Origin of the sequence: Caballeronia eucalypticola (genome assembly GCF_047608185.1) — a bacterium.
GTDB lineage: Bacteria > Pseudomonadota > Gammaproteobacteria > Burkholderiales > Burkholderiaceae > Caballeronia.
The window spans coordinates 88,953-112,415 of record NZ_JBLKRU010000025.1 but is presented as its reverse complement, the minus strand read 5'-3'; the positions used below and the strand labels follow the sequence as shown (position 1 = coordinate 112,415).

Genomic DNA, 23,463 nt, shown 5'->3' with positions numbered 1-23,463 from the left:
CGGAACTTACCCGACAAGGAATTTCGCTACCTTAGGACCGTTATAGTTACGGCCGCCGTTTACCGGGACTTCAATCAAGAGCTTGCACCCCATCATTTAATCTTCCGGCACCGGGCAGGCGTCACACCCTATACGTCCACTTTCGTGTTTGCAGAGTGCTGTGTTTTTATTAAACAGTCGCAGCCACCAGTTTATTGCAACCCCTTCACCCTCCTGGCGCAGGCCAGTCAAGCTACAGGGGCGTACCTTATCCCGAAGTTACGGTACCAATTTGCCGAGTTCCTTCTCCCGAGTTCTCTCAAGCGCCTTAGAATACTCATCTCGCCCACCTGTGTCGGTTTGCGGTACGGTCTTGTTAAACTGAAGCTTAGAGGCTTTTCTTGGAACCACTTCCGATTGCTTCTTCGCCTAAGCGAATGGCCTCACACCCTTGAATTACGCGCCCGGATTTGCCTAAGCGCCTTCTCCAATGCAAGGACCGGGACTTCCAACACCCGGACAACCTTCCGCGATCCGTCCCCCCATCGCATTTAACAATGGTGCAGGAATATTAACCTGCTTCCCATCAGCTACGCATTTCTGCCTCGCCTTAGGGGCCGACTCACCCTACGCCGATGAACGTTGCGTAGGAAACCTTGGGCTTACGGCGAGGGGGCTTTTCACCCCCTTTATCGCTACTCATGTCAGCATTCGCACTTCCGATACCTCCAGCACACTTTTCAATGCACCTTCACAGGCTTACGGAACGCTCTCCTACCATGCGAGATAAATCTCGCATCCGCAGCTTCGGTATATTGCTTAGCCCCGTTACATCTTCCGCGCAGGACGACTCGATCAGTGAGCTATTACGCTTTCTTTAAAGGGTGGCTGCTTCTAAGCCAACCTCCTGACTGTTTTAGCCTTCCCACTTCGTTTCCCACTTAGCAATATTTGGGGACCTTAGCTGGCGGTCTGGGTTGTTTCCCTCTTGACACCGGACGTTAGCACCCGATGTCTGTCTCCCGTGATTGCACTCTTCGGTATTCGGAGTTTGCTATGGCGTAGTAATCCGCAATGGACCCCACAACCATGACAGTGCTCTACCCCCGAAGGTGATACACGAGGCACTACCTAAATAGTTTTCGGAGAGAACCAGCTATTTCCAAGTTTGTTTAGCCTTTCACCCCTATCCACAGCTCATCCCCTAATTTTTCAACATTAGTGGGTTCGGTCCTCCAGTACGTGTTACCGCACCTTCAACCTGGCCATGGATAGATCACTTGGTTTCGGGTCTACGCCCAGCAACTGAACGCCCTATTCGGACTCGCTTTCGCTACGGCTGCCTTAATCAGTTAACCTTGCTACTGAACGTAAGTCGCTGACCCATTATACAAAAGGTACGCCGTCACCCCTTGCGAGGCTCCGACTGTTTGTATGCATGCGGTTTCAGGATCTATTTCACTCCCCTCCCGGGGTTCTTTTCGCCTTTCCCTCACGGTACTGGTTCACTATCGGTCGATCACGAGTATTTAGCCTTGGAGGATGGTCCCCCCATCTTCAGACAGGATTTCACGTGTCCCGCCCTACTTGTCGTACACCTAGTTCCACACATCCGCTTTCGCCTACAGGGCTATCACCTGCTATGGCCACACTTTCCAGAGTGTTCGGCTAACGGTCGTGCTAAAGAGTACAGGCTGATCCCATTTCGCTCGCCACTACTTTGGGAATCTCGGTTGATTTCTTTTCCTGCGGTTACTTAGATGTTTCAGTTCACCGCGTTCGCTTCACTGAGCCTATGTATTCAGCTCAGGATGACCCAGAAGGGCCGGGTTTCCCCATTCGGACATCGACGGATCAAAGCTCGTTTGCCAGCTCCCCGTCGCTTTTCGCAGGCTACCGCGTCCTTCATCGCCTGTGATCGCCAAGGCATCCACCACATGCACTTGTTCGCTTGACCCTATAACGAGTGTGTCTCCGAGAGTTCGCTCTACACCGAACCGAAGTTCAATGCCGATGAAACCTCTTTCACACCGCTATAGGTTGAGTATTCGTGTTGCGCCGTATTCCAAAGCAATCTTTCGATCACCTTTTCATACATTGATACAATCACAACCCTGATTCACCTACTCACACACCCATCTCTAAGTGTATTTTCGTGAATCTCTTTACTACTTCTTCCAGATTGTTAAAGAACGACAGCACAACTTAAAGCGCTATGCCTTAAATTGCTTACTGACTGGCTCAATCGCCAATGCATAATCACTCTCGTGTGCAAAGAATGCTATGCGTTGGTGATTGGTGGAGGATGACGGGATCGAACCGACGACCCCCTGCTTGCAAAGCAGGTGCTCTCCCAGCTGAGCTAATCCCCCAAGTACCTTGATGCCTGAGGGTCTGCATTTATCATTTCACGTTCTTTCAAACGCTCAAGAGTAAATGGTGGGTCTGGTTGGATTCGAACCAACGACCCCCGCCTTATCAAGACGGTGCTCTAACCAACTGAGCTACAGACCCTTAGCCTGTCTTCTTACAGCCGATAAGCGTGAGCGCTTTAGCACTTCACTTCAATACGTTTGAGCTCGAGAAAGGAGGTGATCCAGCCGCACCTTCCGATACGGCTACCTTGTTACGACTTCACCCCAGTCATGAATCCTACCGTGGTGACCGTCCTCCTTGCGGTTAGACTAGCCACTTCTGGTAAAACCCACTCCCATGGTGTGACGGGCGGTGTGTACAAGACCCGGGAACGTATTCACCGCGGCATGCTGATCCGCGATTACTAGCGATTCCAGCTTCACGTAGTCGAGTTGCAGACTACGATCCGGACTACGATCGGTTTTCTGGGATTAGCTCCCCCTCACGGGTTGGCAGCCCTCTGTTCCGACCATTGTATGACGTGTGAAGCCCTACCCATAAGGGCCATGAGGACTTGACGTCATCCCCACCTTCCTCCGGTTTGTCACCGGCAGTCTCCTTAGAGTGCTCTTGCGTAGCAACTAAGGACAAGGGTTGCGCTCGTTGCGGGACTTAACCCAACATCTCACGACACGAGCTGACGACAGCCATGCAGCACCTGTGTATCGGTTCTCTTTCGAGCACCCCCACCTTTCAGCAGGGTTCCGACCATGTCAAGGGTAGGTAAGGTTTTTCGCGTTGCATCGAATTAATCCACATCATCCACCGCTTGTGCGGGTCCCCGTCAATTCCTTTGAGTTTTAATCTTGCGACCGTACTCCCCAGGCGGTCAACTTCACGCGTTAGCTACGTTACTAAGTCAATGAAGACCCAACAACTAGTTGACATCGTTTAGGGCGTGGACTACCAGGGTATCTAATCCTGTTTGCTCCCCACGCTTTCGTGCATGAGCGTCAGTATTGGCCCAGGGGGCTGCCTTCGCCATCGGTATTCCTCCACATCTCTACGCATTTCACTGCTACACGTGGAATTCTACCCCCCTCTGCCATACTCTAGCTCGCCAGTCACAAATGCAGTTCCCAGGTTAAGCCCGGGGATTTCACATCTGTCTTAACGAACCGCCTGCGCACGCTTTACGCCCAGTAATTCCGATTAACGCTCGCACCCTACGTATTACCGCGGCTGCTGGCACGTAGTTAGCCGGTGCTTATTCTTCCGGTACCGTCATCCCCTCAGGGTATTAGCCCAAAGGTTTTCTTTCCGGACAAAAGTGCTTTACAACCCGAAGGCCTTCTTCACACACGCGGCATTGCTGGATCAGGGTTTCCCCCATTGTCCAAAATTCCCCACTGCTGCCTCCCGTAGGAGTCTGGGCCGTGTCTCAGTCCCAGTGTGGCTGGTCGTCCTCTCAGACCAGCTACAGATCGTCGCCTTGGTAGGCCTTTACCCCACCAACTAGCTAATCTGCCATCGGCCGCCCCTATAGCGCGAGGTCCCGAAGGATCCCCCGCTTTCTTCCGTAGATCGTATGCGGTATTAATCCGGCTTTCGCCGGGCTATCCCCCACTACAGGACACGTTCCGATGTATTACTCACCCGTTCGCCACTCGCCACCAGGATTACTCCCGTGCTGCCGTTCGACTTGCATGTGTAAGGCATGCCGCCAGCGTTCAATCTGAGCCAGGATCAAACTCTTCAGTTCAATGCCTGTTACTGTTTTCTATTCTTGCGAATAGGTCGCTCACTCAACGTACTGACAAGTTCCTCCCATCTTCCAGTTACCCGAAAGACGCTCAAAACCTACCTTAATACTAGTGTGAGACTTGATACTTTCGCTTCACGGCAGCACCTCCCGGGTTACCCCGGAAAACACCACCACGCTTAAAGCAAAACACCAAGCGCCCACACTTATCGGCTGTTAGTTTTTAAAGAACATTCGCTACCCACCGCACGATCCCAACCCTCAGAACCCTGCCGCTTTCGCGTCGCTGCATCTGCAGCACAGAAACGAGATTATGTCCTGCGTTTCGCTTTTCGTCAACAGGTTTTTTACCGCTTCGTGACAAACATCATCTCGACCACCTGGACTTTTCAATTCCGTCGAAGCGCCGTCCTGCTTGGCTCTCCGGGTACCGAAACTGAACAGCTAACGCCTTACTTCCCGCTTCTCTTCGCCTCATCCAGAAGCGAAGAGGCCGAATTCTAGTGCCCCCTCAGACGTTGCGCAAGGGGTTTGTGAAAAGAATATTAATGGCACGTGAACAACGCATGCGATACGGCGAAATACGACGAAGAACCGAGACTAGCCGAACGTGTTTGATGCCCAAGACTTTTGATGGACGCTGGCCTTCACGGGAACGCCTCCGCAAAACGCGCGGCAGGACCACCACCCATCGCACATCGCGCTATTCAGCCTCACACGATTAACGCCCGCCGAAAAACAAAAACCCCGCGAACCGTTACCGGGCGCGGGGTTTGATACAACTTGATGCTTCACGAAAAGCTAAACTGGTGCCGGCTGCAGGACTCGAACCCGCCACCTTCTGATTACAAATCAACTGCTCTACCTGATGAGCTAAGCCGGCGAAGTCAGCGATTTTACTTCATTTGACGACCTTGAGGTGGCCTCGACCCGATGATTTAGAACCATCGTCGTCAGGAGGCAACTCGTCGTCATCTCGTGCGTCTCGCGCAGACGCCATTGCGCCACGGTTCTCGATCCGCTCAGTCCCACTTTCCTCCGGCCCCAGCTCCGACGAACGCGGCCCGTTTTCGCCCGACAGATCCGGCGCCGCGCCAATTGCAGCGGGGTCGACGGGAAAAGCCATGCCCTGGCCATTCTCCCGTGCATAGATAGCCAGCACGTTGGTGACCTGCACCTCGATCTTGTGCGACTTGCCAGAAAAGCGCGCACTGAACTCGATCCACTCATTGCCCATCTGCAGCTGGCTTGTGGCCTCGAAGCTGATGTTCAGCACGATCTCGTCATTGCGCACGAACTGGCGCGGTACGCGCGTGCCGTTGTCGACCCGCACCGCGATATGCGGCGTAAAGCCGTTATCCGTGCACCACTCGTAGAGTGCGCGCAGCAGATAAGGCTTGGTGGATATTTCTTGCATCGACTTGCCCTCTATCGATGGAAGGCGCCGCCGGTCGAGCCGGCACGCCCCGCCATCGAAAATATTAGCGACGCATCACTTTCTCAGAAGGCGTCAGCGCTTCGATGTATGCCGGCCGGCTGAAAATCCGCTCGGCGTACTTCATCAACGGCGCAGCGTTCTTCGACAACTCAATGCCATAGTGGTCCAGGCGCCACAGCAGCGGCGCGATGGCGACGTCGAGCATGGAAAACTCTTCGCCGAGCATGTACTTGTTCTTCAGGAAGATAGGAGCAAGTTGCGTCAAACGATCACGAATGGCGTTGCGTGCCTTCTCGTGATTCTTCTCTGCAGCCTTGCCCTTCTCGTTTTCCAGCGTGCCAACATGCACGAACAGCTCTTTCTCGAAGTTCAGCAGGAACAAGCGAGCGCGGGCGCGCTGCACCGGATCGGCGGGCATGAGTTGCGGATGCGGAAAACGCTCGTCGATGTATTCGTTGATGATGTTCGATTCGTACAGGATCAAGTCGCGTTCGACCAGAATGGGAACCTGGCCGTACGGATTCATCACCGCGATGTCTTCCGGCTTGTTGAACAGGTCAACGTCGCGGATTTCGAAGTCCATGCCCTTTTCGAACAACACCAGCCGGCAGCGCTGGGAGAACGGGCAGGTAGTGCCGGAGTACAAAACCATCATGATTAAAAGTCCCTTCAGAAAAACATAAGGGCCAGCGTGCGAAAAGCGCCTGCTAGGAGGCGCTTCGACGACGCTGACCCACACCGATCGCGGCGTGTTATTTAATTTGCTTCCAGTATGCCGCGTTGAGGCGCCACGCCAAAAAGCTCAAAACTCCCAAGAACATCAGGACCCAGACGCCCAGTTGCTTTCGCTCCTGCTGGGCCGGTTCCGCCATCCACGAAAGGTACGAAACCAGATCGGCCATAGCCGAATCATAATCTACTGGCGACATCGTCCCCGGAGTCACTTGGGTATAACCCGCGAAATGTTTGACCTTTTCGCCGGTTTTTTCGTCGATTTCGGTATCGAATTTCGCCGTTCGGACACCCTGCAACTCCCACAGCACGTGCGGCATGGCGACATTTTCATACACGAGATTGTTCCAGCCGGTCGGCCGGGTATCGTCGCGATAAAAACTGCGCAAGTACGTGTAGATCCAGTCCTTGCCGCGCGCCCTCGCTTCCACCGACAAATCCGGCGGCGCCGCTCCGAACCACGTTTTTGCATCGTCGGGACGCATGGCGATGGTCATCGTGTTGCCGACCTTGTCAGTCGTGAACAGCAGATTTGCCTGAATCTCCTTCGGATCGATGCCAATGTCCGTCAGCCGGTTGTAACGCATCAAACTCGCGCTATGGCAATTCAGGCAGTAGTTTACAAACAATTTTGCACCATGTTGAAGCGACGCAAAATTTTCGGAGCTATCGGGCGCGGCGTCCAGCGGCACTTCCTGCGCGTGCACCGGCGTCAAGCCGAACGACAACAGCGCCGCGCCAGTCACCATAAGGGTAGAAAACCATTTTTTCATCGTTATGTCTCCTTTGGGGTCAATGCGGCTTGTACCGCACGCGGTCCGGCGGCTGCTTGAAGCGGCCGCGGGTCGTCCAGAAGGGCATGCCGAGGAAAAACGCGAAATAAATCAACGCACAAATCTGCGCTATCAACGTGCTGGAAGGCGACGGCGGTTTCGTGCCGAGATAACCAAGTACAAGGAACGCGAACACGAAGACGCCGTAGAACACTTTGTGGAAAAACGGCCGGTATCGAATGGATTTGACAGGACTTCGGTCAAGCCACGGTAAGAAAAACAGCGACACCACGGCCGTACCCATGACCACTACGCCCCAGAATTTCGATTCGGTCAGCGCCATGAACACAATCAGCAGCAACGCCAGCACCGGCAAACCGATCCGCCATTTGCCACGCGCCCGCAACAACGCCAGCACGCCCAGCAGCGCGACCACGATCATCAGCACGATCTTGAACGGGTCGGTGGTCGCGCGCAGCATCGCGTAGAAAGCGGTGAAGTACCACACCGGCGCGATTTCGTTCGGCGTCTGCAGCGAGTTTGCCGGGACGAAGTTATTGGCTTCGAGGAAATAACCGCCCATTTCCGGCGCGAAGAAAATGATCGCGGCGAAGATGAACAGGAAGATGCAGACACCCATGAAATCGTGGACGGAGTAGTACGGATGGAAGGGAATGCCGTCGAGCGGAACGCCCTTTTCGTCCTTCTTCGCCTTGATTTCGATGCCGTCCGGGTTATTCGATCCCACTTCGTGCAACGCGACCAGGTGAGCGACAACCAAGCCGATCAGCACAAGCGGAATGGCGACCACATGGAACGCGAAAAAGCGGTTGAGCGTCACGTCCGAGACTACGTAATCGCCGCGAATCCAGAGCGACAGATCCGGGCCGATAAACGGAATCGCCGAGAACAGGTTCACGATCACCTGTGCACCCCAGAACGACATCTGGCCCCACGGCAGGAGGTAGCCGAAGAACGCTTCGGCCATCAGGCACAGGAAAATCGCGCAGCCGAAGATCCAGACAAGTTCACGCGGCTTGCGATACGAGCCGTATAACAACCCGCGGAACATATGCAGATACACGACGACGAAGAACATCGACGCGCCCGTGGAATGCATGTAGCGGATCAGCCAGCCCCACGGCACCTCCCGCATGATGTATTCGACCGATGCGAACGCGAGCGTCGCATCGGGCTTGTAGTTCATCGTCAGGAAGATGCCGGTGACGATCTGGTTCACCAGCACCAGCAACGCCAGCGAGCCGAAGATGTACCAGAAGTTGAAATTCTTCGGTGCGTAGTACTCGGAAACGTGCGCTTTCCAGGTCGATGTCAGCGGAAAGCGCCGGTCGATCCAGCCCAGAAACCCCGTTGTTTCCACTTCCTTGTCGGTAGCCGCCATTACGCCTCTCCCTTTTCGTCCTTGCCAATCACGAGTGACGTCGCCGATGTGTACATATAAGGCGGGATGTCCAGGTTGTCCGGCGCAGGCTTGTTCTTGAACACACGGCCGGACAGGTCATAGGTCGAGCCGTGGCACGGGCAGAGAAAACCGCCGGGCCAGTCGTCAGGGAGATTGGGCTGGGCGCCTTCCTGGAAGCGCGGTGTGGGGGTGCAGCCGAGGTGCGTACAGACGGCCACGGCAACGAGCAGGTTCTTGTGTTCGGCACGCGAACGGTATTCGTTATTACAGTATTCGGGCAGCGGCATGCTGAACGCTTTCTTCGACTGCGGATCGGCGAGCTCGGGATCGGCCTTCTTGACGTCGGCGAGCATTTCGTCGGTACGGTTGAGGATCCAGACCGGCTTACCGCGCCAGGCAACCGTCATCAGGTCGCCAGGCTTGAGACCTGATATATCGACTTCGACCGGCGCGCCCGCTGCCTTGGCTTTTTCCGACGGTGCAAACGACCCGACGAACGGGACGCAAGCCGCTACGCCACCGATTCCGCCCATTACGGTCGTCGTGATCAGCCAGGTTCGGCGGCTGCCGTCGACGCGTTGATCTTCGTTGTCTCGCATCACACGCCCCACTTCTGAGTTGGATTTATACCGTCAGTTCGTTCTACCGACGCTAGTGTGCGCGAATGGAGTCGTCATTTACAAGAGTTGAATAGCAAAAAACGCTCGAAGTCCTTCATTCTTAAGGGTTTCCCCGCACTTAATCGTGACTGTCGAATGAAGGGGTTATTTACCGCGCTCGATTATTTATTGCACCGCAAGATAATCAAACCGGATTATCGATATCAATAAACACATGCTCGATATCGAAATGCTCGGCCACATGCGCGCCGAGCGCCTGGACGCCGTATCGCTCGGTGGCATGGTGCCCTGCCGCAACGTAAGCCACGCCGCTTTCCGCCGCGATGTGCATGGTCTGCTCGGACACTTCACCGCTGATGTAGACGTCCGCGCCGGCTGCAATCGCTTGGTCGAAGAACCCTTGCGCGCCGCCCGTGCACCACGCCACGCGGCGCAACTCCCAATCCGGATTGCCGAACACGAGCGGCTTGCGCCCGACTTCGTTTTCGACCGTTGCGGTGAAATGCTCAAGCGACAAAGGCACGGGCAACGACGCGATCCAGCCGAGATCCTGATCGCCGAAGCGGTTGTCCGCGATCAAGCCAAGGCGTTCACCGAGCTGGGCATTGTTGCCAAACTCGGGATGTGAATCGAGCGGCAGGTGATACGCGAACAAGTTGATGTCATGTTCGAGCAGCGTCTTCAGCCGCCGGTACTTGCGCCCCGTGACCTGCGGCGCCTCGTTCTTCCAGAAGTAGCCGTGATGTACGAGCACGGCGTCCGCGCCCCACTCAATGGCCGCGTCCAGGAACGCTTGCGACGCTGTGACGCCAGTCGCCAGTTTGGCTACGCGGCGTGATCCCTCAACCTGCAGACCATTCGGGCAATAGTCCTTGAAGCGCCCGATTTCCAGCAGATTGTTCAGATACAATTCCAGTTCGATCCGATCCATGAATTCCTCTATTCCATCAAATGCTTAGACGCTTCTGGCTGTTTTTTGCCCAAGCGGTGACCGTGCTTTTGGCGCTGATGTTCATCGTCGCGACCTTGAAACCGCAGTGGCTTCAACGCCAGGGAACGTTCGGCAAGCAACTCGCCGAACCGATCGTCGCGTTGCAGGAAGTTGCGCCAAGCATCGGTTCCCGGCCCGCTCAGTCGTCGTATGCGGATGGCGCGCAGAAAGCGATGCCCGCCGTGGTCAACGTGTTTTCGAGCAAGGACGGCACATTGCCGCCCGATCCGCGCGCGAAAGACCCGCTGTTCCGCTATTTTTTCGGCGACAAGAACAAGCGTAAGGGCGACGAAACGCCGGCGTCGAATCTCGGCTCAGGCGTGATTGTCAGCTCCGAAGGCTACATTCTAACGAACCAACATGTCGTCGATGGGGCCGATCAGATCGAAGTTGCTTTGGCGGACGGACGGACGTCGTCGGCGAAAGTGATCGGCGTGGATCCGGAAACCGATCTCGCCGTGCTGAAGATCAACATGACGAACCTGCCCACCATCACGCTCGGCCGAATGGACCAGACGCGCGTGGGCGACGTGGTGCTGGCGATCGGCAATCCATTCGGTGTAGGCCAAACGGTGACCATGGGGATTGTCAGCGCGCTCGGGCGCAATCACCTCGGCATCAATACGTTCGAGAATTTTATCCAGACCGACGCGGCTATCAATCCGGGTAATTCGGGCGGTGCGCTGGTGGATGTGAACGGTAATCTGCTCGGCATCAATACTGCAATCTATTCGCGCAGCGGCGGCTCGCTGGGGATTGGCTTTGCGATTCCTGTGTCGACGGCGCGCAGCGTGCTGGAAAGCATCATCACCACAGGGACGGTCACGCGCGGCTGGATTGGCGTCGAACCGCAGGACGTGACGCCGGAAATCGCGGAATCGTTCGGGCTCGAGCAAAAGTCCGGCGCGATCGTGGCGGGCGTATTGCAAGGCGGACCGGCCGACAAAGCCGGCATCAAGCCGGGCGACATCCTGATCAGCATCAATGACGACACCATCACCGACACCACGCGCCTGCTCAATGTTGTCGCGCAGATCAAGCCCGGGACGTCGGTGAAGGTGCATCTGATGCGCAAGAGCAAGGAACTCGACTTGAACGTGGTGATCGGCAAGCGGCCAATGCAGCCCAAGCAACCCCAGCCGCCAGACGATGACAACGGCGGTGGCGATCAAAACGACGAGTAAGGCAATCTCCAGTTCATCGCGAAGTGCCGTAATGCAAAGGGGCCGTTCCAACTCACGTCTGGAACGGCCCCTTTTGTTTTCCTACCCATCATCCGCCAGCTGGAACCTTCACTCCCCGTCCCGCTTCGCATCCTCTGCAGCTTCCACTTCCTGCTCGATGATCTTGTCCTTGCCCACGATCAACCGTGCCGCAATGATGCCGACCTCGTAAAGAATGATCAGTGGCACAGCCAGAATCAGCTGTGAGAACACGTCGGGCGGCGTCACCACAGCGGAAATCACGAACGCGCCGACGATCACATACGGCCGGATCTGCCGCAATTTCTTGATGGTTACGAATCCCATGCGCGCCAAGATCACCACGATGATCGGGACCTCGAAGGTCACGCCGAACGCGAGGAACATGGTGAGGACGAAGCTCAGGTAATTATCGATATCCGTCGTCATTTCCGCGCCGAGCGGCGCGTTGTAATGCGCCATCACGCGGAAAATAGTCGGGAACACGACGAAATACGCGAACGCCATGCCGCACAGGAACAGGAAATAGCTGCTCCCGACTAGCGGCACGACCAGCTTCTTCTCGTGCTGATACAAACCCGGTGCGATAAACGCCCAGATCTGGTACAGCACGATAGGCAGCGCGATCACCAGCGCGACCATCATGGTCACTTTCATTGGCACGAAGAACGAGCCGGTGACGTCGGTGACGATCATCTTGCCGTCCTTCGGCAAGTTCTGCATCAGCGGACGCGCGAGCAACCGGAAGATATCCGGCGCCCAATAAACCAGCCCGATGAACACGACGATGACTGAAGCGCCTGCGCGGATGATACGGTCACGCAGTTCGACCAGGTGCGAGATAAACGTCTCTTCGACGGGCTCGTCTTTAATCTGTTGCGGGTCGCTCACGCCGGCCCTCTGCTGGGATTCATCGATGGAAGGGAAGTTGGTGTTCGCGAGATGGGAGCGGCGCAAACATCAGAAAAACCGCGTGGGACGGCGCAGCGTCTCAGGCGTATGCCGCGCCACGCGCGCCGCGCCTGATTGAACGCGCGTCTTGCGCAACGTGGTGCGCTTATACCAGTTCGGAATGGCGGCCTGTTTGACACGCCAGTTCTTGCGTTTCCCGGGCGACGCGTTATTGCTGCTGAACGTGTTGTCCGGGCTCGAACGCCAGGTGTCGCCTGAAACATGCGTCAGATTCGGGTCGCCCCCGCCCGCGACGCTGTCCGAGACCGATGTGCCCTGGTTCCAGGCGTCGTTGAGTTCGTTTTCGTGCTGGCGAAGATTGTCGTGAATCTTGTTCTCGACATTCGCTGCCGCCGTTTCGAACTCGGTGCGCATTTTCTTCAGCTCGTCGAGTTCCATCTCGCGCGAGACTTCGGCCTTGACGTCGTTGATATACCGCTGTGCGCGACCGAACAGCGCGCCAGCCGTTCGTGCCACGCCGGGCAAGCGTTCCGGCCCGAGCACTACCAGCGCGACAACGCCGATCAGCGCCATTTTGGTCAGACCAAGGTCGAGCATGGAATCGAAGATCCTGAGGGTGGCAAGTGGAGATGGCCGATGCCGGGCTTAATCGCTACGCAGGCTGAATCAGCTTGATTAGCGGTAGTCGCCCGAGCGGGTCTTGTCCTTCGCTTCCACGTCGACCGCGCCGTTGCGCGGCAATTCGCGCTGCTCGGCCGGCGCTCCTTCGCCTTCCTTCATACCTTCCTTGAAACCCTTTACCGCGCCGCCCAGATCGCCGCCAATGTTACGCAGCTTCTTCGTGCCGAAAACCAGCGCCACGATCAACAAAACAATCAACCAGTGCCAAATGCTCAACGAACCCATGACTGAAAACTCTCCTTGGCTTCGCCGCGCGAGTCGCACGCGACGAAGAATGTGAACCTTGCGGTCCGAGTCGAAGCGTCGACGCTCCGATGACTAAACCGATAGTGTGCGCGCCTAATATTGCGATGGAAAGACGCTTTCGTTTTCATTACATTCCGGGGCGGACGATCAGGCGCATCCTATCCGCCGCAATCGACCGTTCAACCCATCCGGCGCCACGGGCGTTCCCCGGCGAGGATATGAGCGTGAACGTGATACACCTCTTGCCCGCCGCCCGGTCCGGTATTAATGACCGTTCGGAAACCGGTGTCGCCACCGGTGTACGCCACGCCCAGCTGGTCAGCAAGCCGTGCCGTCAAACTCAACATTCTACCAAGCAGCGGCGCATCGGCTTCGGTGCAGCTCGACAGCGTCTCAATATGTTTACGCGGGATCACGAGCACATGGACGGGCGCGGCCGGGTTGATATCGTGAAAAGCAACAAACTCGTCGTCTTCATGGACTTTCTTGCTTGGAATTTCTCCCGCAGCGATCTTACAGAAAATGCAGTTCTCTTGGCTCATGTGTGTCGCGGGATATCCCGGTATGAATGCATGTTGAAGATCAGGCGTTCGGTCTCAAACCCAGGCACCCGGTTGCAATGGCTTGTTCTCATACAGGAACAGCCAGCCCTTTATAACGCGATAAAGCGTCCAGATACCGACCACGAACAAAATGGGGAAACCGATAAACACCCAGAGCAACGCTATGCCGATCACATGACCGAGCAGCGCGAACCAGAAGGTGCGAATTTGCCATCGGAAATGCGCTTCATAGGGCGTCCCGGCGACGTCATCGCGCTTCAGGTAGTTGATGATGACCGCGATCAGCACGGTCAGTCCGCCGGTGAGCCAGTACGCGGCGTAAAGCGCGTACAGCACGTGAGTCAGCGTGCGCAAGCTGCGCAGACGTTCGGATTCGGGCGAGTTTTGATAAACAGGCGGCGGATACGGCTCGTAAGACTGATTCATTTCATCCTCCTCGGCGACCGGTCGAGCGGGACCCGATCTGCAGCTTAGCCGCCGTTTTCGTTTTGCTCGCGATCGCGGGATTTGCGTAACGCCTTTTCCTCGATTCCCGACATCCCTTCCCGCCGTTCCAGTTCGGCAATGACGTCGGCCGGACTGAGGTCGAAATGGGACAGCATCACGAGGCAATGGAACCACAAGTCGGCCACTTCACCGACAAGCGCCTTGGGTGCACCGCCGTGCCGCGTGTCCTTGGCGGCCAGCACGACTTCGGTCGCTTCCTCACCAATCTTCTTGAGAACGGCGTCGTCACCTTTATGAAAGAGTCGGGAAACGTAGGATTGTTCCGGGTCTCCGCCCTTACGGCTATCGATAATCGCCGCGAGGCGCAGCAGCGTGTCTTGCGTAGGAAGCGTGGCTTGAGTCATTACTTATAGATATTTTCAGGGTCCATCAAGACCGGTTCAACCGCGACCCAGTCGCCCGTTTCCACCGATCCCTCGAATTTCTGGAAAAAGCACGAATGGCGTCCGGTGTGGCACGCAATGCCCGACACCTGCTCCACTTTCAGCAAGACGACGTCTTCGTCGCAATCGAGCCGCACTTCGTGCACGTGCTGAACGTGTCCCGATTCCTCGCCCTTGAACCACAGGCGCTGGCGCGAACGCGAGTAATACACGGCGCGCTTCAATTCGATGGTTTTCGCCAATGCTTCGCGGTTCATCCACGCGAACATCAGCACGTCGCCCGTCGTGGATTCCTGCGCGATCACCGGCACCAGGCCGTTCGCGTCCCACTTGACCTTCTCGATCCAGCCCGCTTCTTCAGTTTGTGCAGTCACCGCTTAAATCCTCACCGAGATGCCCTGGTCGGCCATGAAGTGTTTCGCTTCGCCGACCGTGTGTTCGCCATAGTGAAAGATGCTGGCGGCAAGCACCGCATCGGCGTGACCTTCGGTGATGCCGTCGGCGAGATGCGCGAGCGAGCCCACGCCGCCCGACGCAATCACCGGAATGGAAATAGCGTCGGACACCGCTCGCGTTAGCGCAAGGTCGAAGCCGCTTTTCGTGCCGTCACGATCCATGCTGGTCAGCAGGATTTCGCCGGCGCCGAATTCCGCCATCTTGCGCGCCCACTCGATCACGTCGAGTCCCGTGTTCTTGCGGCCGCCGTGCGTGAAAACTTCCCAGCGCGGCGTTTCGCCCGCGGCGCTGACGCGCTTTGCGTCGATGGCGACCACGATGCACTGCGAGCCATGTTTATCCGATGCATCCCGCACGAGTTGCGGATTCGACACCGCCGATGAATTCATGCTGATCTTGTCGGCGCCCGCGTTCAGCAACCGGCGCACGTCTTCCACCGCGCGCACGCCGCCGCCAACCGTCAGCGGGATAAACACCTGCGACGCCACTTGCTCGATGATCGGCAAGATCAAGTCCCGCTGGTCGGAGGTGGCGGTGATATCGAGGAACGTGAGTTCGTCGGCGCCCTGATCGTCGTATCGGCGAGCAATTTCGACGGGATCGCCCGCGTCGCGTAATTCAAGGAAATTGACGCCCTTGACCACACGGCCAGCGGTGACGTCGAGACACGGGATGATGCGTTTAGCGAGAGCCATGTTGTTGCGAATGCCGTTGCGCTGCGAGTGAGTGCTTAGGATAAGCGAGGCGGTTCAATCGAATTTGACCGTCGTGGAAAGAAACCCGCCCCGCCTGAATGGACTTGTGGCGCGGCTTCGTCAAACCGCGTAGAAAACAGTCCGCAAGCACAGGAGGCGCTTAAAAAAACACGCTTAAGCCAGGCGTGATGAGAAGGTCACCGCATGCGCGGTCTGCTGACCACGACCCGCGGCGCCCTCACGAACATGCCGGGATTCAGGCGTCGTCGGCTTCGCGCAGTTTGTCGGCGCGCGCTTGCGCTGCGGCGAAATCCAGGTCGCCCGAATAAATCGCGCGCCCGCAAATCACGCCGGAAATACCTTCGTCTTCCACTTCGCACAAGGAGTCGATGTCGCCCAGGTTCGACAATCCGCCGCTGGCAATCACCGGAATCTTGACGGCTTGCGCGAGGCGCACAGTGGCTTCAATGTTGATGCCCTGCAACATGCCGTCGCGCCCGATATCCGTATAGATGATCGCCTCGCAGCCGTAGTCTTCGAACTTGCGGCCGAGGTCGATGACTTCGTGCCCCGTCAGCTTGCTCCAGCCGTCGGTCGCGACCTTGCCGTCCTTCGCATCCAGCCCGACGATGATATGACCCGCGAACGCGGTGCAAGCATCTTGCAGGAAGCCCGGATTCTTCACCGCCGCCGTGCCGATGATCACGTATTCCAGACCGTCGTCGAGATATCGCTCGATGGTGTTCAGGTCGCGAATGCCGCCACCCAGTTGCACCGGGATGTCGTTGCCGACTTCCTTGATGATGGCGCGAATGGCTTCTTCGTTTTTCGGCTTGCCGGCAAAAGCGCCGTTCAGGTCGACGAGATGAAGCCGCCGTGCGCCCCGGTCGACCCATAGCCGGGCCATTGCCGCCGGATCTTCGGAAAAAATGGTCGCCTGGTCCATATCGCCTTGTTTGAGGCGTACGCACTGACCGTCTTTTAGATCGATGGCCGGAATGAGCAACATAGAAATAGCGTTATCGGATAAGGGTTGATCGAACGGTTGCAAACCAGGCGCTCAGCGCCTTTGTTTCGCAAGCCGTCTCGCTAGTGTAGTACAAGTGATGCAAGGCTCGTTCGCTGCAAACGGCATAAGCCAAAACGTCAAACCGTCGCAAAAAACAGCACTGAAAACCCGAACCTTACGGTTTCCAGTGTACGAAGTTTCGATACAGCCGCAAGCCCGCGTCGGCGCTCTTCTCAGGGTGAAACTGGGTCGCGAACAGATTGTCCCGGGCAATAGCGGAGGTAAACGGTGCGCCATAAAGGGTTTCGCCCGACGTGTGCGCCGGATTGTCCGGGACACCGTAGTAACTGTGCACGAAATAGAAAAACGATTCGTCGGGCACGCCGTCCCACAGCGCATGCTGCTGCGTCTGGCGCACGCGGTTCCAGCCCATTTGCGGGACCTTGAAACGCGAGCCGTCGTCCTGCAGTTGGCCTTCCAGTTCGAAGCGCACAACCTTTCCGGGAATCAGGCCGAGACCATTCGTGCCTTTCTCGCCCCCTTCCTCGCTCCAGTCGAACAGCATTTGCTCGCCGACACACACGCCCAGCATAGGTTTGTCACGCGCAGCTTCCATCACGGCTTCTTGCAAGCCGGAGGCGCCGAGGTGCGCCATGCAGTCGCGCATCGCGCCCTGTCCCGGCAGCACAATGCGTTCTGCTGCGCGGATTGCTTCGGGCTGCTCGACGATCGCCACGTCCGCTTCCGGCGCGGCCTTGCGGAGCGCCTGATACACGGAGCGCAGGTTGCCCATGCCGTAATCCACGATTGCTATCGAAGTTTTCATCGAAGTATTCAATTCAGCACGTTCCAGAACGCTATTTCAAAGAGGGTATCAACGCCTTCAATCCATTGACGATAAATTCCACCGCCAGCGCCGAGAGCATCAAACCCATCAGCCGCGTGCCAATGTTAATGCCGGTCCGTCCCACCCAGCGCGCGATCGGTTCGGCGAGCATCAACGCACCGAAACACAGTCCTGCCAGAACCGCGCCGATCATGACCAGCCCGATCCGCTCATACCAGTGCACCACACTTGCAGAATAGACGATCACCGTGCTGATGGAACCCGGTCCCGTCAGCAGCGGAATGGCGAGCGGCACGACCGCGATGCTGTTTTTCATCTCCGCTTCGTGGCGTTCTTCCGGCGTGGAGCGCGTGTTGCCGACTTGCGCGTTCAACATGTTGATCGCCATCAGCAACATGATGATGCCGCCGCCCACTTGAAGAGAGCCGACCGAAATCCCGAAGAACGCGATGATCTGTTGCCCGAGCAGCGCCGTCACCGCAATCACGCAGAAGACCGAAATGGACGCGATCCGGATCGTGCCAGCTTTTTCCGAGCTCGACATATCGGTTGTCAGGCTCAGGAAAAACGGGATCGCGCCGACCGGATTGATCAGCGCGAGCAACGATATAAACGATTTGAGTAGATTCATTGCACGCCGGCATGGCTCGTATCGACGCGGACAGCGCGGGCGCGCTTGGAAGCACGCCCGATAGTCGCCGGTTCCGCGTTATTTAGAAGGCGCTTAAAGGCTGCCCTTGGTCGATGGAATCTGCCCTGCCGCGCGTTCGTCCAGCTCAACCGCCATGCGCAACGCGCGGCCGAATGCCTTGAACACGGTTTCCACCTGATGATGCGCGTTGATACCGCGCAAATTGTCGATGTGCAGCGTCACGCCCGCGTGATTCACGAAGCCGCGGAAAAATTCGATGGTGAGATCGACGTCGAACGTACCAATGCGGGCACGCGTGAACGGGACGTGAAACTCCAGTCCCGGCCGGCCCGAAAAATCGATCACGACGCGTGAAAGCGCTTCGTCGAGCGGCACGTAGGAATGGCCGTACCGGCGAATGCCCTTGCGGTCGCCGATGGCCTTCGCCACTGCTTGTCCCAGCGTAATACCTGTGTCTTCGACCGTATGGTGGTCATCGATATGAAGGTCGCCATGCGCCTCGACTTCAAGGTCGAAAAGGCCGTGACGCGCGATCTGGTCGAGCATGTGATCGAGAAACGGCACGCCGGTCGCGAGCTTTTGCTTACCGGTGCCGTCCAGGTCGAGCTTCACACGGATCTGCGTTTCGCTGGTGTTGCGAACGACTTCCGCAATGCGCATGGTGTTTCCTTTGAGACTTTTAAGAGATTTCAGTGCAGCGCGAGTTTCAAAGCCGCGATCATTTGCGCATTTTCTTCTGCCGATCCGACCGTCAAACGCACGCAATTTGCCAATAACGGATGCATTTTACTCACGTTTTTGATCAAAACCCGCGATGTCAGCAGGGTTTCGAACACGGCTGCAGCATCCGGAACACGAACCAGGAGAAAGTTGCCGGCGCTGGGATAAACCGTCACGCCGGGCAGCGCCTTGACGGCGTCTTCCAGACGCGTGCGCTCAGCCCGAAGTTCTGCGGCCTGGGCATCGAGCACGTCGAGGTGATCAAGCATGAAATCCGCTGCGGCCTGCGTCAGCACATTGATGTTGTACGGCGGGCGCACTTTATCGAATTCGGTTGTCCACGACGCCTTGCCCGCCAGATAACCCAGCCGAATACCCGCGAGGCCGAGCTTCGACATTGTCCGCATGACAACCACGTTGTCGAAATCAGCGGCGCGCGGCAACCAGCTTTGCTGGGCGAACGGCTGATACGCTTCATCGATGACAACCAAACTATTCGATGCCGCCGCGATCACGCATTCAATATCCGCGTCGTCGTAGAGCGTGCCGGTCGGATTGTTCGGGTACGCGAGATACACCAGAGCCGGATTGTGCGTTTCGATCGCGGCGATCAGCGCGTCCACATCGAGCGTGAAATCGTCTTTCAACGGCACGCCGATAAATTCCAGCCCCGCGAATTTCGCCGACATCTCGTACATGACAAAGCCGGGAACCGGCGCGACGACGGCGGCGCCGGGTTTCGCGCACGCCATCGACATCATGCTGATCAATTCGTCCGAGCCGTTGCCGAGCAGCAATTCGCACGCGGCGGGCACCTGCATGACGCGCTTGATCTTCTCGATCAACGCGGTCGGACGGGGTTCGGGGTATCGGTTCAAAGCGACGTCCGCCAGACGTTCGCCCAACTGAGCGGCGAGGTCCGCCGGCAATCGATACGGATTTTCCATCGCGTCGAGCTTCACGAGGCCGGTTGAATTCGGCACGGGATAACACGTCATCGCGAGAACGTCGGGGCGCAGAATGTCTTGTGGTCGTGTCATGGTATTGCCGGACGCCAAGCGCCGGACGTTGGGCGGCTCTAAGGCCGCCTCGGGTTTAACGCGTTGCTCGCGACTATTGCGACGTATTTTTCATTCGATACTCAGCGCTGCGCGCATGCGCCTGCAAGCCTTCGCCATACGCCAGTTCGGCTGCAATCTCGCCGAGCGTCTGCGCGCCTTCCGCGCTGACTTCAATCACGCTCGAGCGCTTCATGAAGTCATACACGCCCAGCGGCGATGAAAACCGCGCGGTACGCGATGTCGGCAGCACGTGGTTCGGTCCCGCGCAGTAATCGCCGAGACTTTCGCTCGTGTAACGGCCCAAAAAGATGGCGCCCGCGTGACGGATCTGCGCCGCCCAGTGATGCGGATCGAGCGCGGAAATTTCGAGATGTTCCGGCGCGATGTCGTTGGCGATCGCGCAGGCTTCGTTCATGTCGGCGACCTTGATCAGCGCGCCGCGATCTTCGAGCGAGCGCTGGATCACATCGCGACGGGGCAACGTGGGCAGCAATTCATTGATCGCGTCTTCCACGCGCTGGATGAACGTGGCGTCCGGGCACAGCAGGATGGATTGCGCGAGTTCGTCGTGCTCGGCTTGCGAGAACAGGTCCATCGCGACCCAGCGCGGGTCCGTGGTGGCATCGCAGATGATCAGGATTTCCGACGGCCCCGCGATCATGTCGATACCCACGGTGCCGAATACGCGCCGTTTCGCCGATGCCACATAAGCGTTGCCCGGGCCACAGATTTTATCGACGGCGGGGATGGATTGTGTGCCGTAAGCCAGCGCGCCAATCGCCTGCGCGCCGCCGATGGTGAACACGCGATCCACGCCGCCCAGCAACGCTGCAGCGAGCACCAGCGGATTTTTCACGCCTTCCGGCGTGGGCACGACCATCACGATCTCCTTCACGCCAGCCACGCGCGCGGGAATCGCATTCATCAACACAGACGACGGATATGCGGCCTTGCCACCCGGCACATAGATACCGGCGCGATCCAGCGGCGTGACCTTCTGGCCGAGCACCGTGCCGTCGGCTTCCGTGTATTGCCAGCTATGGCTGCCGCACTCGATCCGCTGTTTCTCGTGATAACCGCGCACGCGCGCCGCCGCCGCCTCCAGCGCGGCGCGGCGTTTCGGGACGAGCCCTTCGAGCGCCGCTTCCAGTTCCGATTGCGGCAATTCCAGTGACGCGACGTTCTCGGCCTTCAGGCGGTCGAACTTGTTCGTGTAGTCCAGGACCGCGTCGTCGCCGCGCTTTTTGACATCGGCGAGAATCTGCGCGACCGAGCGCTCGATAGCTTCGTCCTCGCTCGCCTCGAACGCGAGCACCGCGTGCAGCGCCGTGTGAAAACCGTTGGCGCTGGAATCGAGTTTGCGAATCTTGATAGACATGCTGGTATCCGGTTGTTTGCCCTGCTCTGCTTGACCCTGCTTTACGGTACTTTTATGCGCCGACCGACGCGCGTTCGAACGCATCGAGATACGGCTTCAACGCCGCGCGCTTCAACTTCAGCGCGGCCTGGTTGACGACCAGACGCGACGATATTTCCATGATTTCTTCCACTTCGACCAAATCATTCGCGCGCAACGTATTACCTGAACTGACCAGGTCGACAATGGCGTCCGCCAGACCGACCAGCGGCGCCAGTTCCATCGATCCATACAGCTTGATCAGATCGACGTGAACGCCCTTCGCCGCGAAATGCTCACGCGCGACTTCAACATATTTTGTCGCGATGCGCAGGCGAGCGCCCTGGCGCACAGCGGTTTCGTAATCGAAGCCGTTTTTCACCGCGACCGACATCCGGCAACGCGCAATGTTCAGATCGATCGGCTGATACAACCCGCCGCCGCCATGCTCGATCAACACGTCCTTGCCCGCCACGCCGAAGTCGGCTGCGCCGTATTCGACGTACGTGGGGACATCGGTGGCACGCACGATGATCACGCGCAAATTCGGGTTCGTGGTCGGCAGGATCAGCTTGCGCGACGTTTCGGGATCTTCGGTCACTTCCACGCCGGCAGCGGCGAGCAGCGGGAGGGTTTCATCGAAGATGCGTCCCTTCGATAACGCCAGCGTCAACATCGCACTCGCCGGCACCGAACTCAATGCCTTGGAAGTTTGCAGCGTACTCATTGCTCGCCCCCGCTACCCTTGATGCGCCGCACGTTCGCGCCGACGGCCGTCAGCTTGCTTTCCATCCGGTCGTAGCCGCGATCAAGGTGATAGATACGATCAATCAGCGTTTCGCCTTCCGCGCACATGGCCGCGATCACCAGACTCGCCGATGCCCTCAGGTCAGTCGCCATCACCTTCGCGCCCGACAGTTTCTGCACGCCGGTCACGAGCGCCGTATTACCGTCGATGGTAATGCTGGCGCCCAGCCGATTCAGTTCCTGCACGTGCATGAAACGGTTCTCGAAGATGGTTTCCACCGCTTGCGACGTGCCGGTCGCGAGCGTGTTGAGCGCCATGAACTGAGCTTGCATGTCGGTGGGGAACGCCGGGTATTCCGATGTACGGAAGCTGACCGCCGTCGGCCGTTTGTTCATCCGCACGCGTAGCCAGTTCTCGCCTTCCTCAATAGATACACCCGTTTCGTGGAGCTTTTCAATCACGGCTTCGAGCAGCGATGGATTTACGTTGCGCAACGTGACGTCGCCGCCGGTCGCTGCGACCGCGCACAGGAACGTGCCCGCTTCAATCCGATCCGGCACGACCGAATGGCGCGCGCCGTGCAACTTGTCGACACCATGAATCACCAGCCGGTCCGATCCGATCCCATCGATCTTTGCGCCCATCGCGACGAGCAGATTCGCGAGATCGCTGACTTCCGGCTCGCGCGCCGCGTTTTCGATAACCGTTTCGCCTTCCGCGAGCACGGCCGCCATCAGCAAATTTTCCGTGCCGGTGACGGTGATCATGTCGGTGACAATGCGCGTGCCCTTCAGCCGCTTCGCCCGCGCTTCAATGAAGCCGTGCTCGATCGTGATCTCGGCGCCCATCGCCTGAAGGCCCTTGATGTGCTGGTCGACAGGACGCGCGCCAATGGCGCAGCCACCCGGCAACGACACCTTCGCTTCGCCGAACCGTGCGAGCAGCGGCCCGAGCACGAGAATGGACGCGCGCATGGTCTTGACCATTTCGTAGGGCGCAACCAGATTGTCGACTTTCGATGCATTCAGCCAGACCTTCCCGTCCGCTGATTCAGAACGCAGGCCCATCTGGTTCAGCAATTTGAGCATCGTGCGCACGTCTTGCAGGTTGGGCACGTTTTCCAGATGCACGTCGTCAGCCGTGAGCAGACCGGCGCAAAGAATGGGCAGCGCCGCATTCTTCGCACCCGATACAACGATTTCGCCCGAGAGCTTCGCGCCCCCGACAATCACGAGTTTGTCCATGCTTGGCGTTCCTTCTACGGAGCTTCCTGCTGCAGCGCCGTTATCGGCGTCGCGGTTGTCTTGAGTGA

Annotated in this window: 23 protein-coding genes, 3 tRNA genes and 2 rRNA genes; 1 reads left to right on the top strand and 27 read right to left on the bottom strand. The window is 57.7% G+C overall.

Annotation, left to right across the window (positions count from 1 at the left end; genetic code table 11):
* The 11 genes from ACMX25_RS25775 to ACMX25_RS25725 form a co-directional block, all read right to left on the bottom strand.
* Nucleotides 1-1,936, bottom strand: a 23S ribosomal RNA gene (locus ACMX25_RS25775); the annotation flags it as partial.
* Nucleotides 1,937-2,275: 339 nt separating this feature from the next.
* A tRNA-Ala gene (locus tag ACMX25_RS25770) sits at nt 2,276-2,351 on the bottom strand.
* A 65-nt stretch (nt 2,352-2,416) separates the two neighbouring features.
* Nucleotides 2,417-2,493: transfer RNA gene (locus ACMX25_RS25765), tRNA-Ile, on the bottom strand.
* 70 nt (nt 2,494-2,563) lie between these two features.
* A 16S ribosomal RNA gene (locus tag ACMX25_RS25760) occupies nt 2,564-4,096 on the bottom strand.
* Between the two features lie 807 nt (nt 4,097-4,903).
* Nucleotides 4,904-4,979 (bottom strand) — tRNA-Thr (locus ACMX25_RS25755).
* Between the two features lie 18 nt (nt 4,980-4,997).
* Complete coding sequence (locus tag ACMX25_RS25750; RefSeq protein ID WP_414952838.1) at nt 4,998-5,513, bottom strand: ClpXP protease specificity-enhancing factor; 516 nt, start codon at nt 5,511-5,513, stop codon at nt 4,998-5,000.
* A gap of 64 nt (nt 5,514-5,577) precedes the next feature.
* Nucleotides 5,578-6,189, bottom strand: coding sequence for a glutathione S-transferase N-terminal domain-containing protein (locus ACMX25_RS25745; RefSeq protein WP_031362199.1), 612 nt, complete (start codon nt 6,187-6,189; stop codon nt 5,578-5,580).
* Between the two features lie 97 nt (nt 6,190-6,286).
* Entirely contained in the window at nt 6,287-7,039 is a 753-nt protein-coding gene (locus tag ACMX25_RS25740) for a cytochrome c1 (RefSeq protein WP_414952837.1), read from the bottom strand.
* Nucleotides 7,040-7,058: 19 nt separating this feature from the next.
* Nucleotides 7,059-8,441 (bottom strand): cytochrome b, encoded by a 1,383-nt coding sequence (locus ACMX25_RS25735; RefSeq protein WP_414952836.1) that lies wholly within the window; start codon nt 8,439-8,441, stop codon nt 7,059-7,061.
* Nucleotides 8,441-9,061 carry a ubiquinol-cytochrome c reductase iron-sulfur subunit gene (gene petA / locus ACMX25_RS25730; RefSeq protein ID WP_414952835.1) on the bottom strand — a complete coding sequence of 207 codons (621 nt, stop codon included), beginning with the start codon at nt 9,059-9,061 and terminating at the stop codon, nt 8,441-8,443. The genes ACMX25_RS25735 and petA overlap by 1 nt, the downstream gene beginning before the upstream one ends.
* A 205-nt stretch (nt 9,062-9,266) precedes the next feature.
* Nucleotides 9,267-10,013: a Nif3-like dinuclear metal center hexameric protein gene (locus ACMX25_RS25725; RefSeq protein WP_299701247.1), complete on the bottom strand. Its 747-nt coding sequence runs from the start codon at nt 10,011-10,013 to the stop codon at nt 9,267-9,269.
* 20 nt (nt 10,014-10,033) lie between these two features.
* Between ACMX25_RS25725 and ACMX25_RS25720 the strand changes: the two genes are divergently transcribed.
* Nucleotides 10,034-11,257 carry a Do family serine endopeptidase gene (locus tag ACMX25_RS25720; RefSeq protein ID WP_414952834.1) on the top strand — a complete coding sequence of 408 codons (1,224 nt, stop codon included), beginning with the start codon at nt 10,034-10,036 and terminating at the stop codon, nt 11,255-11,257.
* A 108-nt stretch (nt 11,258-11,365) separates the two neighbouring features.
* On the opposite strand, the gene tatC is transcribed toward ACMX25_RS25720, so the two are convergent.
* The 16 genes from tatC to murA all read right to left on the bottom strand — a co-directional run bounded on the left by tatC (nt 11,366) and on the right by murA (nt 23,395).
* Nucleotides 11,366-12,166, bottom strand: coding sequence for a twin-arginine translocase subunit TatC (gene tatC, locus ACMX25_RS25715; protein WP_414952833.1), 801 nt, complete (start codon nt 12,164-12,166; stop codon nt 11,366-11,368).
* Nucleotides 12,167-12,235: 69 nt separating this feature from the next.
* Nucleotides 12,236-12,784, bottom strand: a complete 549-nt coding sequence (gene tatB / locus ACMX25_RS25710) for a Sec-independent protein translocase protein TatB (RefSeq protein ID WP_414952832.1) — start codon at nt 12,782-12,784, stop codon at nt 12,236-12,238.
* Between the two features lie 78 nt (nt 12,785-12,862).
* On the bottom strand, nt 12,863-13,093 hold the full coding sequence (gene tatA, locus ACMX25_RS25705) for a Sec-independent protein translocase subunit TatA (protein ID WP_414952830.1): 231 nt from the start codon (nt 13,091-13,093) through the stop codon (nt 12,863-12,865).
* Nucleotides 13,094-13,293: 200 nt separating this feature from the next.
* Nucleotides 13,294-13,656: a histidine triad nucleotide-binding protein gene (locus ACMX25_RS25700; protein ID WP_414952829.1), complete on the bottom strand. Its 363-nt coding sequence runs from the start codon at nt 13,654-13,656 to the stop codon at nt 13,294-13,296.
* A 54-nt stretch (nt 13,657-13,710) separates the two neighbouring features.
* Nucleotides 13,711-14,103: a DUF4870 family protein gene (locus ACMX25_RS25695; RefSeq protein WP_414952828.1), complete on the bottom strand. Its 393-nt coding sequence runs from the start codon at nt 14,101-14,103 to the stop codon at nt 13,711-13,713.
* A 44-nt stretch (nt 14,104-14,147) separates the two neighbouring features.
* On the bottom strand, nt 14,148-14,528 hold the full coding sequence (locus ACMX25_RS25690) for a phosphoribosyl-ATP diphosphatase (protein WP_414952827.1): 381 nt from the start codon (nt 14,526-14,528) through the stop codon (nt 14,148-14,150).
* The gene (gene hisI / locus ACMX25_RS25685) at nt 14,528-14,941 is read right to left on the bottom strand and encodes a phosphoribosyl-AMP cyclohydrolase (RefSeq protein WP_414952826.1); all 414 of its coding nucleotides are present in this window, start codon (nt 14,939-14,941) and stop codon (nt 14,528-14,530) included. The genes ACMX25_RS25690 and hisI overlap by 1 nt, the downstream gene beginning before the upstream one ends.
* A gap of 3 nt (nt 14,942-14,944) precedes the next feature.
* A complete protein-coding gene (gene hisF, locus ACMX25_RS25680) occupies nt 14,945-15,718 on the bottom strand; it encodes an imidazole glycerol phosphate synthase subunit HisF (RefSeq protein ID WP_414952825.1) in 774 nt (257 codons plus the stop codon).
* Between the two features lie 256 nt (nt 15,719-15,974).
* A complete protein-coding gene (gene hisA, locus ACMX25_RS25675; RefSeq protein WP_089166109.1) occupies nt 15,975-16,727 on the bottom strand; it encodes a 1-(5-phosphoribosyl)-5-[(5-phosphoribosylamino)methylideneamino]imidazole-4-carboxamide isomerase in 753 nt (250 codons plus the stop codon).
* A gap of 175 nt (nt 16,728-16,902) precedes the next feature.
* The gene (gene hisH, locus ACMX25_RS25670; RefSeq protein ID WP_414952824.1) at nt 16,903-17,553 is read right to left on the bottom strand and encodes an imidazole glycerol phosphate synthase subunit HisH; all 651 of its coding nucleotides are present in this window, start codon (nt 17,551-17,553) and stop codon (nt 16,903-16,905) included.
* Between the two features lie 31 nt (nt 17,554-17,584).
* Complete coding sequence (locus ACMX25_RS25665) at nt 17,585-18,205, bottom strand: MarC family protein (protein WP_414952823.1); 621 nt, start codon at nt 18,203-18,205, stop codon at nt 17,585-17,587.
* 93 nt (nt 18,206-18,298) lie between these two features.
* Entirely contained in the window at nt 18,299-18,886 is a 588-nt protein-coding gene (gene hisB / locus ACMX25_RS25660) for an imidazoleglycerol-phosphate dehydratase HisB (protein WP_031362181.1), read from the bottom strand.
* Nucleotides 18,887-18,915: 29 nt separating this feature from the next.
* Nucleotides 18,916-19,986: a histidinol-phosphate transaminase gene (gene hisC / locus ACMX25_RS25655; protein ID WP_414952822.1), complete on the bottom strand. Its 1,071-nt coding sequence runs from the start codon at nt 19,984-19,986 to the stop codon at nt 18,916-18,918.
* A gap of 73 nt (nt 19,987-20,059) precedes the next feature.
* Nucleotides 20,060-21,385, bottom strand: a complete 1,326-nt coding sequence (gene hisD / locus ACMX25_RS25650; RefSeq protein ID WP_414952821.1) for a histidinol dehydrogenase — start codon at nt 21,383-21,385, stop codon at nt 20,060-20,062.
* A 52-nt stretch (nt 21,386-21,437) separates the two neighbouring features.
* Nucleotides 21,438-22,130, bottom strand: coding sequence for an ATP phosphoribosyltransferase (gene hisG, locus ACMX25_RS25645; protein ID WP_414952820.1), 693 nt, complete (start codon nt 22,128-22,130; stop codon nt 21,438-21,440).
* Entirely contained in the window at nt 22,127-23,395 is a 1,269-nt protein-coding gene (gene murA, locus ACMX25_RS25640) for a UDP-N-acetylglucosamine 1-carboxyvinyltransferase (RefSeq protein WP_414952819.1), read from the bottom strand. The genes hisG and murA overlap by 4 nt, the downstream gene beginning before the upstream one ends.
* Between the last annotated feature and the right edge of the window lie 68 nt (nt 23,396-23,463).